Origin of the sequence: Streptomyces sp. DvalAA-14 (assembly GCF_900091855.1) — a bacterium.
Classification (GTDB): Bacteria; Actinomycetota; Actinomycetes; order Streptomycetales; family Streptomycetaceae; genus Actinacidiphila.
Genome location: NZ_FMCH01000388.1, coordinates 112661 through 127116, shown reverse-complemented (window position 1 = coordinate 127116; position 14456 = coordinate 112661). Strand labels below are relative to the sequence as shown.

The following is a 14456-nucleotide window of genomic DNA, read 5'->3' as shown; positions in this document are numbered from 1 at the left end:
GCCTTGGGAGAAGATCTTGGTCGGGGTCTCCCGGTCGCTGCTCTGTCGGCCGCTGTTTCGCCTGGTCCGGGGCCCTGTCGGAGGAGCCCGGGCAGGGCCGTGACCGGGGAGCCGGGGGCCATTTCGCGGCGGACTTCGAGGCCCGCCTCCCACTGATCGGTGAGCTCGTCCATGAGGCCCGCAGCGGCACCGGGTGCGCCTCGGACGGGGCCCGCTTCGGGTAGCAGCCGGTGGTCGCCGGATAGAAGAGATAGGTCGCGAACCCGCTGCGCCGCCAGTGCTCGGCCAACTGGCCTGAGGCCGCACCGCGGACGTACCCGAGCTCGGCGGTCGCCACTTCGACCCTGGCCCGCTTGTCCTCAGATACGGTTTCGGGCCGATTGAGGACGTTGGAGACCGTCCCGGCCGAGACGCCGGCCTTGCGGGCGACGTCGACCAGCTTGGCGTCCGTCCGGCTGGGCGCGCCGTTCGCCGCGCTGTAGCCGCTGAAGACGTACCGAAGATCGTGGCACCCGCACGGCTCCGCCCGCCTGCCGGCTAGGTGCCGGGCCAGCAGTCCGGAGAGGAACTCCGGGGTGTCGACGGTGCGGTAGGAATCATCCTTGGGCGGGCAGCGGTGCAGTTCGCCGCCGTCTAGCTCATACAGCTGCCACTCGACGCGGACGGACTCAGGCTGGACGAACTGTCTCTCCAGCCTGACAACTTCACCCCAGCGCATGCCGATGTAGCCCTTGAGCACGCAGGCGACGAGCTCGTCGTCCCGGCCGGACAGCAACGCGGCGCGTTCGGCGACCAGCAGGATGCCGAGCGCGTCGGTGATGACCTTCTCCGGCCCGCGGTTGCGGGACCGCAGATCCCCGCACGGGCATCGAGCCAGCCCGTACAGGGGCCAGAATTCCCCTGGTCAACGGCGGAGCAGCAGTGGCAGGATCCCCACCATGACCTACGGAATCGAGCTCCACACCACCCGATGAGCGCCCAGGTAGGCGGTGCTGTGCCCGCCCCTCGGCCCTCCCTGTACGAATACGCGCTGCGCCTGCACTTGGCGGAGCCAGACGGCCGACTGCCGCACGGCGGCTATCCCCTGCCCGAGCCGCCACAACGACACGGAAGTCTCGGTTGGCGCGAAGCGCAAGCGGGCGTGTGCGAGGTTCTCGCCCCCCTACTGTCCGACCCGGCGACGGTCCGCGCAAGCGAGGAGATCCATCGTCGCCTCCACGCACTGGGGGTCGGGGACCGGCACATCCACGCAGCGGTGGTCGGCTTGCCCTTGGAAGACCCGGCGGTGGCCCGTTCCCTCGGCCGCCATCTGACGCGCACCGGCACCAATACGCTCACTGTGAGCGTGGGCATCGCTCTCCTGACCCGCCTCGGTGAGGCGGAGGACGTGCCCTACCTCAAGATCCTCGGCCTTCTGCGCGGCTTCGCCCGCCCCGTGGTCAAGGCGCTCACCGCCCTCAACTGCCCGACCGCGGCCCTGGTCTGGCTGGCTGCCTACGCCGAGGACCGGGCGCTGCGCCACCTGATCGACGCCATCGCCGCGCGCGACGACGAAAAGGCACGCAACTGGCTCACGACGGCCCCTCTCGCCGCCAGGTCAGTGGACCCTTCAACCGCCCGCCGGATCGCCGAGGCCGTTCGGCTCGCCGACATCCTCCGCGAGAAGTACGTCGACGCCCAAGTCCTGGCCCAGGCCGGGCGCCTCCTCTCGCTGATGACGGGAGCGCGCGACTACCAACCTGAAATCCTCAACTACCAGGAGGCCACAACCTCCTACGACGCCCTCATTGCCCGTGCCTCCCAGATGTCCCCGACGCTGGACCGCTACGCCACCTTGCTGTCTCTCGCCCTGGATCTGCACAGTGGCCCCAGCGTTCTCCTCGACTGGCAGCCGGGCCAGCGGGAAGCACTTCTGCAGGCTCTGGAAACTCTCCTGGGCACGTCGGACTGGGCCGCTGTCGCGGCGAGCGAGCCCGCAGAGCCTGCCGAACGCCGCCGGTTCCAATGGATACGGCGCACGGCACGGCGGCCTTTCGACCACGCGAAAGCTTCCCGGTTCCGCGTTGAAGTCACCGTGCGCGACCCCGCAGATCCGGGCACCGTCGAGACTCGGCTGCTGATCGATGGTCGGCCCTTGGTACCCGAAGCATTCGGGCGGGGCCCGGCCAACTCCCCGGAAGACCTTCTCGACAGCGGACGGCTCCGGGCCGCAGCCGAGCCCCGGGAGGTGCAGCTCGCCGAGGCGTACTGCACTGAGGGCTGCTGCGGCGCGCTCTACGTCACCATCTGTCGGGAGGGGGGCCAGGTCGTGTGGCGCGACTGGCGTCGGCCGCCGACGTCGCCCTCACGACGAATCCCGGCAGAACTCCCCCAGTACCGCTTCGACGCAGCCGACTACGACGCCGAAGTGAAGCGAGCCGAGCACGACCGGTCGTGGGCGTGGCCGTCCCGGAATACCGCCCGGCTGATAGCCGCGGGTCTACGCGACCGGCCTGACCTCCTGACCCGGTGGGACGCCAAAGTCGGCTGGATCGGCACCGATTTCCACGACCCGGACACCACCGTCGTCTCCTTCACCTACTGGCCGGGCCTCGCCGCCGGCCACAGGGACAAGGACGGCCCTTGGCTGCAGTTCATCTGGAGCCTCCCCGACGACGGAACACCCCCCGAGATACGGGCCGATACGGCGCTACGCCAGCTCGCCGAGCACGACCCGAAGTCGTACGCGCCGGTCAGAGGCGGTAGCCGCCAGCATGCCGCGGCACTCGGGTTCCCCTGGCCCGAACCTGGAAGCTCGGGAGAAATCCCCTGACCAGGCTCCACCGGCCGTCGGCGGCAGCCGAGGAAGGCGAGGGATCCCGATCACACGGTCGGACCCTCGCCATCGCTTCAGCCCAGTTGGCACATCCAGCCATAGGAGGCGGCCGCGACACCCCTCTGAATATCCAGCACCGCCTGGCCGCGTTGAATCCCCCGAGCTCGGCGGCCGGGCTGTACGGCGAGAGGCGGCCCGCAAGATTCGGCAGGCTGCCTCTCCGGCGTCGGCACCTCGTCCGGAGAACCGGTCGGGGAGATTTGACGTCCCCCGGTAGGGGGTTGGTGTGCGGCTTGGTACGACTGCCGTCGCCTTTTCGGGATTCACCGGGGGAAAGGGATGGGCGTGCGGAGATCGTGGAAGGCCGTGGCGCTGGGGGTAGCAGCCGTCGCGGCGGTGGCGGGCGGGGGTTGGTGGTGGTGGAACACACCGAGATACGACGTGCCCATGCCGTCGGCGGCTGCCGAGCCCGGTGGTGTCGTCCGGGCGTACATGCGAGCGCTGGACGCCCATGACGTCGCCACCGCACGGGCCTTGTCGACCTCGAGCCACCGTGCCGTGACGGGGTCCTGGCTGGCCGACACCTCCGGCATGAAGGCCCTGACGGTATCCGCGCCGATCACCGAGGGCAGCGAAGTGCAGGTCCCGGTGACCTTCGACCTGCACCAGCACTGGTGGACCGAAGACCCCTCCATGCCTCCCGGACACCACGACTGGAGCTACATCCTGGTCCGGCAGCACGGGCGCTGGCTCATCCAGGACGAGGGCATGGGCTGACCGCATCCGACTGGGCAGCGGCCGGGCAGTCTATGAGGCAGCGCGGAGCGCCCGTCGGGTGCAGGGCCATCGCAACGCGCTACGACAGGCGCGCCTCCGGCTTCCACGGTACTTCCGCCTTGGCGTCGATCCGTTTGTGGTTCCGGCCGCAGCTCTCCGATTCGCGGATCAGCCCGCTTCCAGAACGTCAGCCCGTTGCGTGAGCTCTGCCGCAACGTCGTCCCAGTCCGGACCATGCAGCCACAGATTCTCAGCAGCCTCCCGTAGGAGAGCCGGCTCGTCGGGTCGCTGAAGAAGCACGAGCCGGTAGGCCAGGTTTCGGACCCATACCGGGAGAAGACCGTCGACCGCATGAGGCGACAGCTCGTGCAGCATCGCAAGGATCGTGTCCGCATCAGCGAAGGTCAGCTCCTCGATGAAGAAGTGATCGCGATGTTCTCGGTCACACTTCGGAGTCGGTCGGTACTCGTCTCCGTAAAGACACCGGGCATGCTCCGTCAAGGTGCTGTGCATGCGGCGCAGCCTACGACGGCAGATCCGCCGGACATGCCGAACGTCGCCGGAACTCCCGCCGCCCTCAGCAGCCCCCTCCACCGCGCAACCCTGGATCCAGCAGTGTCAGACCCGGTGGAACACTGCGGCACGTGACTCTCGCCAACCTCACCCTTGACCAGTGGCGGTCCTTCGACCTGCCGACCGCCAGCCGGATCGCCGAGGAGGCCGCGGACTTGGTGGGTGGCCAGGTAGCCGAAGTCGAAATCGTCGAGCACCTCGGTGCTCCGCTGCACCGCGTCCGAGTCGAGCGGAATGCGCAGCAATTCGCCCTGATACCCGCCGGTACGGTGGCGCTTGGATTCGACGTCGCCACCTGGGAGCCGACGTCCGAGCAGATCGCCGACTACGCGGAAAGCCTGGAGGCGGGCTTCGGCCACGGTCCCGACCTGCGTACCCACCTCGCACAACTGCTCAGCCCACGCCGGATTGTCACCTTGCCCACCGTGCTCATGGCCGTGGAGGACGAGAACCTGACCGAGGTGCCCACCGACATGCCGGCCGTCCTCGCGGCTCGCGGTCTGCGCATGCCGAGCTCAGACGAGTGGGAGTACGCCTGCGGAGCCGGCGCGCAGACCCTGTTCCGATGGGGCAACGACTGCCCTCTCGACCGCATCCCCTACGACGACCACGCCGGCCCGCAGCATCAGCTGAACGCCTTGGGCTTGCGCATCGCCTACGAGACCTATCGCACAGAACTGACAAGCGACGTCAACGCGGTGCATGGCGGGGATGGCGGAGAGTCCGCATGCGGCGGCTACGGCGCCCTACTCTCCTGGCTGCCCCTGGCCACAGCCAACCGCAACCCCGCCATGGCCGAATTTGTGTACGGGCCGGAAGGCGAAGACCTCTGCGAGGACTTTTCCACCCGGCCTGTCCTCGCGCTCTGATCTTTCAACGCGGTCGCGATCGCGCAGGAGGACAGGGCTCCCGGTGGGGGGAGGCCGAGCGGTCGCTACCCGAGCAGTTGAAGCAGGTGTCCTGTCGACGGTCCAGAGGCACGCCCTTCCGTACCTCCCCTCGGGATTGTCGGAGCCGTCGCGGTTGCCGGGGTCCCCATCGAGCGTTCAGCCGACGGATAAAGCGGCCGCTGCTGGGGCCAGGCAGCAGTGGCCCACTCGGCTCTGGATGATCTTCGCCTGGCGGGGCACTCCCAGGTGCCAACAGCATCGCAGGCGCCCCCAGAGGCCAGTCCGGAAAAAGCATGTACTGTCCCGGCGCAGCCCCAAGGCCATCCAACCGGCCCCACCACCGAAGGGAGGGAACCGTGGACGTGGATCCGAGCACGTGCCGTACCAGCCGAACCGCATCCGTCCGGGCTTCCCTCATCACTGACGGAAGGAACGTTCCGCCGAACAACAAGGCGCCCAAGACCAGTCGATCTTGGTCGACTTGCGTGGTACGTTCTGTCACCAAGCAACTCAATAGGGTGACCCCGGCAGCGCGCCAACGCTCCGGGGTCCGGCACAAGGAGCTCTACCTCCCGATGCAGATTCATCGTAGCCGCCATGCGCGCGGCTTCACGGTCCTGCCCAACACGCTGCTGCAAGACCGGCGGCTGTCCTACACCGCCCGCGGCCTGCTGGCCGACCTCCTCTCCCGGCCCGACGGCTGGCGCGAGGACGGCCGGCGGATGGCCGACACCAGCCCCCAGGGCCGTCACTCCGTGGCGAAGGCCCTACGCGAGCTGGCCGCGTTCGGCTACTACCGCGTCGAGCGGGTACGCCGCGCGGACGGCACATTCGTGAGCGAGACCCACGTGTACGACACTCCGCAGGTGGGGCCGAATACCGTACTTCCGGGCTCCGGTCGATCGGCTGACGGCGCCCGTGACGCCCACCCACTAAAGGACCGTGGGAAAGAACCCTCCCTCCCCGCGCAACGGACGTCGCCCGACGCCGAGTCTGGCTCAGGCGCGGGAGGGCGGCAGAAAGCCCACGGCGCCGAAGCCACCCCCGCCGGACCGCCGGACGCGGGCGTGGGCGAGGCTGCGGCCCTGCTGCACCGCGTGACGGCGGCGGAGCCGCGCCTGCGCCTCGGTACGGCGGAGGCCATCGCGCTCGCGCCGCTGGTGACCCGCTGGCTGGAGCGCGGCCACGGTGCACGCGACCTTTCCCAGGCCCTACTCAGCGGCCTGCCCGAACACGTCCACAGCGCACCGGCCCTCCTCCACGACCGCCTCACCCGCAAGTTGCCCCCGGCGCCCGAACCGGTCACCGCATCGGCGAAGCAACGCGAGCACGAGTGCGCCGCCTGCGCACGGCCGATCGCGCACGAAGGCATCTGCCGCACCTGCGCGGGCTTGGACGCCACCCCGCCCGAAGCCCTCGACGAACGCGCCCGCACGGCCACCCGTGGCCGAGCCCTGGTCCGCGCTGCCCTCCACGGCCCCCGGCCCTCCGCACTGGCCGCCGCAAGAGCCTGACGCCCACCGCGGACACGCACTTCTCGCGGCTCACAGCCGCCCTCGCGCCGTCCCTGCCCTGACGCGCGCCCTTCTCCCCCGAACCGGGTGACGCCCCGGCCTGCGCCGACCCGCGCCGTGCATCACCCCCGCCCTGCCTGGAGTTCTGCATGCCCACGCCCATCCCGCCGCCCACGCACGCCGACCGAATAGCCAACCGGCCACGGCGCCGCTCGCTCCCGTACGACCGCCTCGCGATCCTTCTGCTAGGCGCCTGCGGCTGCGTGCTTTCCTTCGACTCCCTGCGCCAGATCGCCCTGGCCACCCACGTCCGCCCCGAGCTCAGCTACCTCTTCCCGGTCGTCATCGACGGCTTCATCGCGTACGGCATCCGCGCGATCCTCCTCCTGCGCGACGCCCCGCTTAGCGCCCGCCTCTACGCCTGGACCCCCTTCGCCGCCGCGACCGCCGCCAGCCTGTGGGCCAACTCCCTGGACTCCATGCGCCTGAACACTCCGGGCACCCACGTCCTGGTCCTCGGCAACCACACCGTCGCGGTGCTGTCCACAATCGCCCCGATGGCCCTCGGCGGCGCCACCCACCTCCACATCCTGGTCACCCGCCACGCCCAGTCCCACTCGCCGGAATCGGTGGCGGCCGGAACGCCGAGCCCGAATCCGGCCGCTGCAGAGGTGATTCCGGCCGCCGAATCGGCTGCATCCCACACGGAGATACGCCAGCAGCCAACGACGGAGACCCCTGCCGCCGGAATCCCCGGCCGCAAAACGGCCACCAGCGGTACCGACCGGACCCGTTCGCGCGCACGAACCGGTACCGGCCGGCCGGGTCGGCGAGCCGACGCAACCATCGACGACCTGGCCGCCATCATCGCCGCCGCCCACCCCGATGCCGGCCAAGTGAGCCGCACCGCCGCCCGCGAGGCGATCCAGGCCGCCGGACTGTCCGCCGGAAACGACCGCATCACCCAAGCCCTCACCCGCCTGTCGCAGAGCCGGTCCACGAAGCCCGGGCCACCCACCGACTGAGCCGGCCTGAACCGACGGCACCACCGCGTCTCCGGGGGCCGCCCTATCTCAGAAGGGCGGTCCCTCCAAACCGCGCTTCGGCCGGACCATCGCATCCCTGCTACACGGGAGGGGTCCCCACCCGCAGCCCGAGATCCGCCATGTCCTGAACGGAGAGCGCCGTGACCCCGGACCTAAACCGCGCCGACGAATCCCCCGACAGCGCTGCGCACAAGACGCACGAGACCACCAAGGCCCCTGAGCTGAAGGGCCCGTGGAGGCGAACGTTCGGAAAGACGGCACCTGGCGGAGCAAGTTGTCCGGGGATGAGTCATCCCGGGGTTCGGTCCGCCCCAGGGGTGGCGGGCCGGGCCGAAGCCGCCGCCAGGGGGCGGTCGACTTCGGCGGCTTACGGCCCGGGGGTGCCGAGGGGGACGTACGACCGCGCCACCGCAGCACCGAGCCCCCTCGTCACCGCAGCAGCCGACGTATGCACCACCGCGATCACCACCACCGTCGCCGAGGTAACCGGCGCCCCGATCACCGTTGCCGACGCCATCACGCACCACCGACGCCGCCTTGCCATACCGCGCACCCACCGCGTCAACCCCTGCTTCAGCGACGACGAATGGACCGAGATCACCGCAGCCGCCAGCGACTGCCACCTCACACCCGGCGGCTTCACCGCCGCCGCGACCGTCGCCTACTCACGAGCCGATCGACGTACCAGCATCGACGAGGAACGCCGTCGCCTCGAAGGTCTCATGGAGGCCAACCGCGCACTCGCCGCTACCGGCAGCCGACTCAACCAGCTTGCCCGCTACCTCAATTCCGGCGGCATGCCGAATCCCGAACCGGCCAGCTCTTCCCTGGAACGCATCACGCGTGCCGTAAAGCATGTTGACGCCGCCGTCCTCGCCATCCCCCACCCCGAACCGGTACCGCCGTCCCGCTCCCCTTCGGCCGGCCCGCCCCCGGCCGCCGAAATCGCCCACCAGCACCGCCGGCGGATGAACGAACCACGCCGAAACCGCACGCACCCCTGCTTCAGCGACGGCGAATGGGCCGACCTCACCACCGCAGCCGCCGCCTGCCGCCTCAAACCCGGCGGATACGCGGCCGCAACCGCGCTCCTCGCGGCACGCACCACGGACCCCAGGGCGGCCATCGCCGACACCCGCCGCCAACTCGAAGAACTCATGGAGTCCAACCGCCAACTCGCCGCCGTCGGCAACAACCTCAACCAGGTCCTGGCCCGCCTCCGCCCCGGCGACTCCCTCCACGACCAGACCCATCGCACCCTGGAGCTGGTTCGTGACGCCCTGGACGGCGTGGACACCGCCGCCTCCGAAATCGTCCGGAGGTAAGGGTCGTTGATCCCCAAGATCACCGAGGGCTCCGGCGGCACGTACGGCCTGATCGCGTACCTGTACGGCCCCGGCAAGGCCAACGAGCACACCGACCAGCACATGGTCGCGTCCTGGAACGACTTCGCCCCCGACCCCGGCCCGCACGCCAGCCGCGAGGCCCTCGCGAAGCTCGCCCGTCAACTTGACCTGCCGGTCACGTCGCTGCCTCGCACGCAGCGCCCCAAGACGACCATCTGGCACTGCTCCGTACGCGCAGCCCTCGACGATCGTCAGCTGACCGACGACGAGTGGGCCGCCGGCATCGCCCGCCGTATCGTCGCCGCCGCCGGCATCGTGCCCGAGGGCGACGCCAAAGCCAGCCGTTGGGTCGCCGTACGCCACGCGCCCGACCACATCCACATCGCTGCCACCCTCGTCCGCGAGGACGGCCACACCGTCCGCCGGAACTTCGACAAGAGGGCCGTCCAGGCCGAGGCTCGCGCCATCGAGAAGGACCTCGGGCTGCGCGAACTCCAACCGGGGGACGGCACGGCGGCGAAACGCGCCACCAGCGCGGAGCGCCGGAAGGCCGAACGCCGCGGCCTCGAACGCCCCGCCCGCGACCAGCTCCGCGACGATGTCCGCCGCGTCCTGGCGGGTGCGTCCGCCGAAGAAGAGTTCTTCCGCCGCCTCACCGAGCAAGGCATCCGGATCAACAAGCGGCTCGCCCCCTCGGGGGACTTGACCGGCTTCAGCGTCGCGCTGCCCGGCGACCGCAACCGCGACCAGCAGCCCATCTGGTTCTCCGGCTCCGAACTGGCCCCCGACCTCTCCCTCCCCCGCATCCGCAAGCGCCTCGCGCCCAGCACCTTCTCCCCCGACGACCCCGCCGAAGCCTCCCCGCGCACCGGACCCGCCCGCGCCCGCCGCATCGGCACCGCCGCCACGGCCCATGCCCTCCGGGCCCTCGGCAACCGCGACGGCGTCGATGGCGGCGGCGACGCGGCCACTGCCGATCAACTCGGGGGCGTCGGCGAAGTCCTCGACGCTCTCGCCCAGACCTCCCCCGTCAACACCCGCGCCGAACTGCGGCAGGCTGCCCGCTCCTTCGAACGCGGCACCCGCTTCCATGTCCAGGCCGGCAACACCCACAACCAGGCCCTACGCCAGGCCGCCCGCGACCTCGTCCGCTCTGGTCCGGCCCTCGGCAAGGGGGAAGACGGGGGCGCCACCGCGATGCTCCTCAGCATCCTCGTCACCGCCGCCGTCATGGCCGCCCACTGGCACGCCGCTCGCGGCCACGCCCAACAGGCCGCAGCCTCCCGCCAGACCGCCACCCACCTCCGCGCCGCCTACCAGGCCGCCGCCGGCACTCCCGTCGCCACCATGCGCGAACGTGGCCAGCAACTCCCCGCCCCAGCCCGCGACCAGGCGACCCGCGCCCTCCACAGCGTGCTGCCCGACGACGCCACCCGCATCCAAGCCGAGCCCAACTGGCCCGCCCTCGCCGCCACCCTCACCGAAGCCCAGGCCGCCGGCCACGACCTCACCGCCCTTCTCCACAGGGCTGCGGACGAACGCGCCCTCGACACCGCTGACTCCCTCAGCGACGTCCTCCTCTGGCGACTCCGCCACCACGCCAACCTCCCGGCCGCCCCGACTTACGCACCGGAGCCGCAGCAACCGCCCCGGACGCCGCCACCTGCCGCGCCGCGTTCCCCGCTGCCGACCCAGGCGCCGATGCGAAGGAGGTGACCGGCGCCACCGCGGTATCCACAAGGTGCACTGTCAAACCGGCGGTGGTGGTGGCCGCCAACGCCCGGATCTGAGCTCCTCCAGCAGGTCCCGGCTCACCGCTGTGAAGTGGTGGTCCGCACCCAGGTTGCGCTCGCGTCCGGCGACGACCTCGGTCATCAACTCGACTCCGAGGTCCATATGCCCAAGTGCCGCCTGTGTCTGGGCGTGCAGCTGCCGAGCCGCGAGGACAGTCGGGTAGTCGGGCCCCAATACCCGTTGGTAGTCCGCGACCACCTGGCGGATCTCGTCATCAGCCGAACGATGTTGGCCTAGGACGAACAGGGCGCGGGCGTGGTTGTGCCGCGCGCTTAAGGTGACCGCGTGGTCGGGGCCCAGGTGCAGGGCGCAATCCTGCGGTATAGCCAGGAGCGTGTCGTCGGCCTCGGCTTCGGTCGCGATCTCCCCTGCCGTGAGCATCGCCAGCAGGCTGACGCGCGACCGCAGAGTCGCAGGATGCCAGGCCCCCAACACTGCCTGCCGGCTGGTCACGACCGACCTGAGGAGCACAACGGCCTCCTCACGTTTGCCGTGGTTGCCGAGCACGAGTTGCAGCCCTTGACCACTGTCCAGGCTGTCGGGATCGTCCGCCCCGAACAGCCTCAGCTGCGCGGAACGGACACGGCGGAGCAGCGGCTCCGCCTCCGCGTACCTCCCCAGTCGGAAGAGCGAACGTCCGGTCCTGGCGTAAGCGGCGAGTACCAACCGGTGCTCATCGCCGAGCGTCGTCGCCGCGAGGGCAGCCGCCGCGCTGGCCGTCTCCCAGGCGGACAGGTAGTCCCCGGTGCGGTGGAGGGCCGTGGCCAGGCGCGTGGCGACCGCCAACGCGTTCGCAACGTCGGATGGTCCGGAGGTCCTGCGCAGCAGAGCGAGGACATGCGTCGCGAGCAGCCGTAGCCGGGGGTCGTACGGTCCGGCAGCCGGTACCGCGGGTACCGCCGCGTCCAACAACCGGACGGCCGTCCCGTTGATCACGGCGAGGTCCTTCGGAGGTGTTGCGGCCGCAACAGTGTCGAGGAGCACTCCGTGGCTGTGCGCGCACCGCAGATCGCCGAGATCGACCAGTTGGGTCAGCGAATGGTCGAGCAGCGCTGCCAGCGCGGTCTCGGTGCGGGCCGGAGGGAGAACCGCGGCGATTTCCGGGCCGTTCAGCACGGTTAGGGGCAACGGCTCGGGTGCCAGCCGAGCTAACAGCCTCAGCAGCGAGACCGCCTCGGGCAGGCCACGCTCCTCGAACGAATCGAGTGTCAACTGCCAGGTTCGGCTGACTAAATGCCGAGGATCCTCTTCGGTCAAGGCATCCGCCCCCTGATCGATGAGCTCTACCGCTTCGTCGTCTTCGAGCCTGCGCCCGTACAGGTCCATGGTCCAGGGATCGATTACTTGATGGGCCAGAAAACCGCCCGCAAGAGTGAGCGCCAGAGGCAGTCGTCCCAAGCGGTCAGCCACTTCCGCTGCCTGCGCCAAAGTGCCGCTGTGCGGGGCGAGGTCGCACAGCACACGCGCAGCGTCCTCACGTGGGAGTACGCCGATGTGCTGCAACTCAGCACCAGGCCACCAGCGGGCCGCCGCACGGCGGGTCGTGACCAGAACCGTGCCGCGCGGACTGCCGCGCAGCCAACTGCCGTCGCGGAGGATGGCCGGGTCGTCGGCATTGTCGAGCACCAGAAACCACGGCTCAACCGACCGGTCCAGGTAGTGCCACACGAGATCCGCTGCGGGACGGTGTCCCTGGTGGGCGGCCAGGAGTTCGCCGTCAAGGGCGCCTCGGTCGGCCGCAGCAGCGAGCATGCCGGCCCGTAGAGCGGCTCGGTCGGCCGCATTGACCCAGAGGCCCACCCGGCGGTACTCGGCGGTGGCGATGTCGAAGAACGCCTGTGCGAGGGCGGTCTTACCGGCGCCCCCCATGCCGTGCAGGACGTACACCTCGGCGCCTCGGCCTGACGTGAGACCTTCACGTAAGCGCGCTAGGACCTCGCTGCGGTCGCGCAGAGCCAAGGGCGTGCGGCCGACCGCCGGGCGGCGGACGGAGTCGGGTCCGCCAACGGCACCGGGCCCGCCGCCCGCGTAGTGGTGGTGTTCGGTGACGTGCTGGTCACCGGTCGTCTGGTACACACGGCCGTCGTTCTGGGCGCGGCCGTCCATGGCGCCGCTCATTGTTCGGTGATGTGCTGGTCTCGACCGGCCTGATAGATCCTGGCATGTCCGGATGCGATTGCACGTTGCGTGACCGCAGGGACGCCCGCCAGCGCCAGCGGGGCGATCTCGTCCAGCAGTCGGCGCAACTCTGCGACGGCCTCGGGCCGCCCGACGAGCAACCGTCGCAACCGGCCCTGCCATTCGGCGCGCACCTCGCTCAGCACCCCTTGGTCATCCACCACCACCGCGGCCGCTACCTCCGCGTGCCCCGCGTCCAGCTCCGCAGAGATCGCCTCGGCCCTGTTGGGTTGCATGCGCCGCCACAGCTGGACGAACCCCTCGCGGGCCGCCTGCCAGGCGTCAGTCGCCATCAAGGTGACCAAGGTGGCTCCGCCGCCCTGAGCAAGTGAAGTGATCTCCGGATCCATGGCTCTCCCCCCAACCAGGCGACTCAACGACTACTTTACGTAGAGGGCACGCGGGCGTCGACACCCGCGATTCCGCGTCACCGACTCCGCTCACAAGTCTCCGCCCATGGGGAGCACGTCGGGGCTGCACGGGATAAGAAGAGTAAGTTCCGATCCGCACAGCAGCACGGTACAGATGGCCTGTTCCTTGCGAAGCCCCTGCGAAATCCGATCGCCACGGTCACGCACGGTGCTAGCTTTGCTCCGTTCGGTCTCCGAGCCGAGGGAGGATGCTGTGGCAAGATCGTGGGAAGCAGATCCGGAGACAACATTCTTACGGCGGATCGGCAAATCGCCGCAAGAACTGGGAGTCACCTCTGACACCCCCGACTGCCCCGACATGTGGGAGCTGGACAACGGCGATGTCGCAGTCATCGGGCGGGACTTGTCGAGTTCTCTCGGAGCGAAGCTGCCGGCTGGTGTGTCGATCGGGCCCGACGAGCGCCTTGTGGTGATCCCCAGGAGCATGCTCATCGCGGCGAAGCCGGACATCCCCAGTGTTTGATTCCTTCCCCCATGGAGTCTCAACGCGCCTCGCCCGTCCGAGCTACCACGAGGAGTACTACCGCACTCTCAAGAGCGGGATCGGACACCTCAACAAGCTTGAGCGGGGCCAAAATTTCAAGGAACGCGGCTTCGCGAGCTGGGAAGCATTCGCATCCCGACAATGGGACAAGGCGCTCTCGCTCATCGAGGAGAGGCGCGACGCCTACGTCCAGCAGGTCGAGGAAGTAGAACGCCTCGGAGTGCTGCAGCGGCGTCTCCGCGTAGTCGAATTCCCCGTGACCCCCTACGTGCAGTGGGAACTGCACGTGCTGCGTCTGCGGGTCGAGGTGGGAGACCGTATCCGGTTGCTCGACGCGAGGGCGATCCGGGACATCGAGAAGCACCGCCCTGTCCCTGAGGTAGTGATCCTCGGCGACGTGGCGATGTTCGAGGTGCAGTACGACGACGACGGCAACGCGGACGGGGCCAACCACTACGCCGACCCAGGGCTGATCGCAGAGACCTCGGCGGGCTTCGACGAGCTCTACGCACAGGGCGAGGAGTACGCCCGCTTCTTCGACCGCGAGATCGCCCCTCTCCCGCCGCCCGCGACCGCCCCCTGAGCGTGCTGGCCGCAAGACGGGCCTG

Annotated in this window: 12 protein-coding genes and 1 pseudogene; 9 read left to right on the top strand and 4 right to left on the bottom strand. The window is 69.8% G+C overall.

The window, feature by feature from the left end; all coding sequences use genetic code 11:
* Positions 1 to 322: 322 nt before the first annotated feature.
* A pseudogene (locus GA0115240_RS38400) lies at positions 323 to 718 on the bottom strand (LacI family DNA-binding transcriptional regulator); the annotation flags it as partial.
* Positions 719 to 970: 252 nt separating this feature from the next.
* Here GA0115240_RS38400 and GA0115240_RS20400 point away from each other — a divergent pair.
* Positions 971 to 2812, top strand: coding sequence for a hypothetical protein (locus GA0115240_RS20400; protein WP_237555047.1), 1842 nt, complete (start codon positions 971 to 973; stop codon positions 2810 to 2812).
* Positions 2813 to 3262: 450 nt separating this feature from the next.
* Positions 3263 to 3592 carry a hypothetical protein gene (locus tag GA0115240_RS20395; RefSeq protein ID WP_093738268.1) on the top strand — a complete coding sequence of 110 codons (330 nt, stop codon included), beginning with the start codon at positions 3263 to 3265 and terminating at the stop codon, positions 3590 to 3592.
* A 168-nt stretch (positions 3593 to 3760) separates the two neighbouring features.
* Here GA0115240_RS20395 and GA0115240_RS20390 read toward each other — a convergent pair whose 3' ends face one another.
* Positions 3761 to 4105: a hypothetical protein gene (locus GA0115240_RS20390; RefSeq protein WP_093738266.1), complete on the bottom strand. Its 345-nt coding sequence runs from the start codon at positions 4103 to 4105 to the stop codon at positions 3761 to 3763.
* Positions 4106 to 4236: 131 nt separating this feature from the next.
* On the opposite strand from GA0115240_RS20390, the gene GA0115240_RS20385 reads away from it, so the two are divergent.
* From GA0115240_RS20385 to GA0115240_RS20365, 5 genes are all read left to right on the top strand, one after another.
* A complete protein-coding gene (locus GA0115240_RS20385) occupies positions 4237 to 5034 on the top strand; it encodes a hypothetical protein (RefSeq protein WP_093738264.1) in 798 nt (265 codons plus the stop codon).
* 539 nt (positions 5035 to 5573) lie between these two features.
* Positions 5574 to 6569: a hypothetical protein gene (locus GA0115240_RS20380; RefSeq protein ID WP_256069901.1), complete on the top strand. Its 996-nt coding sequence runs from the start codon at positions 5574 to 5576 to the stop codon at positions 6567 to 6569.
* Positions 6570 to 6718: 149 nt separating this feature from the next.
* A complete protein-coding gene (locus GA0115240_RS38395; RefSeq protein WP_093738260.1) occupies positions 6719 to 7594 on the top strand; it encodes a DUF2637 domain-containing protein in 876 nt (291 codons plus the stop codon).
* A 401-nt stretch (positions 7595 to 7995) separates the two neighbouring features.
* Positions 7996 to 8940: a hypothetical protein gene (locus GA0115240_RS20370; protein WP_093738258.1), complete on the top strand. Its 945-nt coding sequence runs from the start codon at positions 7996 to 7998 to the stop codon at positions 8938 to 8940.
* Between the two features lie 6 nt (positions 8941 to 8946).
* A complete protein-coding gene (locus GA0115240_RS20365; RefSeq protein WP_093738256.1) occupies positions 8947 to 10677 on the top strand; it encodes a relaxase/mobilization nuclease domain-containing protein in 1731 nt (576 codons plus the stop codon).
* 33 nt (positions 10678 to 10710) lie between these two features.
* Here GA0115240_RS20365 and GA0115240_RS20360 read toward each other — a convergent pair whose 3' ends face one another.
* Together GA0115240_RS20360 and GA0115240_RS20355 are read right to left on the bottom strand one after the other, a co-directional pair.
* The gene (locus GA0115240_RS20360) at positions 10711 to 12873 is read right to left on the bottom strand and encodes a tetratricopeptide repeat protein (RefSeq protein ID WP_237555046.1); all 2163 of its coding nucleotides are present in this window, start codon (positions 12871 to 12873) and stop codon (positions 10711 to 10713) included.
* On the bottom strand, positions 12870 to 13283 hold the full coding sequence (locus tag GA0115240_RS20355) for a hypothetical protein (protein WP_093738252.1): 414 nt from the start codon (positions 13281 to 13283) through the stop codon (positions 12870 to 12872). The genes GA0115240_RS20360 and GA0115240_RS20355 overlap by 4 nt, the downstream gene beginning before the upstream one ends.
* Before the next feature lie 274 nt (positions 13284 to 13557).
* On the opposite strand from GA0115240_RS20355, the gene GA0115240_RS20350 reads away from it, so the two are divergent.
* Positions 13558 to 13827 carry a hypothetical protein gene (locus tag GA0115240_RS20350; RefSeq protein WP_093738250.1) on the top strand — a complete coding sequence of 90 codons (270 nt, stop codon included), beginning with the start codon at positions 13558 to 13560 and terminating at the stop codon, positions 13825 to 13827.
* A complete protein-coding gene (locus GA0115240_RS20345; RefSeq protein WP_093738248.1) occupies positions 13820 to 14431 on the top strand; it encodes a DUF6879 family protein in 612 nt (203 codons plus the stop codon). The genes GA0115240_RS20350 and GA0115240_RS20345 overlap by 8 nt, the downstream gene beginning before the upstream one ends.
* The last annotated feature ends 25 nt before the right edge of the window (positions 14432 to 14456 follow it).

Excerpts from the sequence above, each read along its gene's own strand:
- GA0115240_RS20400 (WP_237555047.1), top strand. The coding sequence starts at position 971 with ATGAGCGCCCAGGTAGGCGGTGCTGTGCCCGCCCCTCGGCCCTCCCTG.
- GA0115240_RS20395 (WP_093738268.1), top strand. The coding sequence starts at position 3,263 with ATGCCGTCGGCGGCTGCCGAGCCCGGTGGTGTCGTCCGGGCGTACATG.
- GA0115240_RS20390 (WP_093738266.1), bottom strand. The coding sequence starts at position 4,105 with ATGCACAGCACCTTGACGGAGCATGCCCGGTGTCTTTACGGAGACGAG.
- GA0115240_RS38395 (WP_093738260.1), top strand. The coding sequence starts at position 6,719 with ATGCCCACGCCCATCCCGCCGCCCACGCACGCCGACCGAATAGCCAAC.
- GA0115240_RS20360 (WP_237555046.1), bottom strand. The coding sequence starts at position 12,873 with ATGAGCGGCGCCATGGACGGCCGCGCCCAGAACGACGGCCGTGTGTAC.
- GA0115240_RS20355 (WP_093738252.1), bottom strand. The coding sequence starts at position 13,283 with ATGGATCCGGAGATCACTTCACTTGCTCAGGGCGGCGGAGCCACCTTG.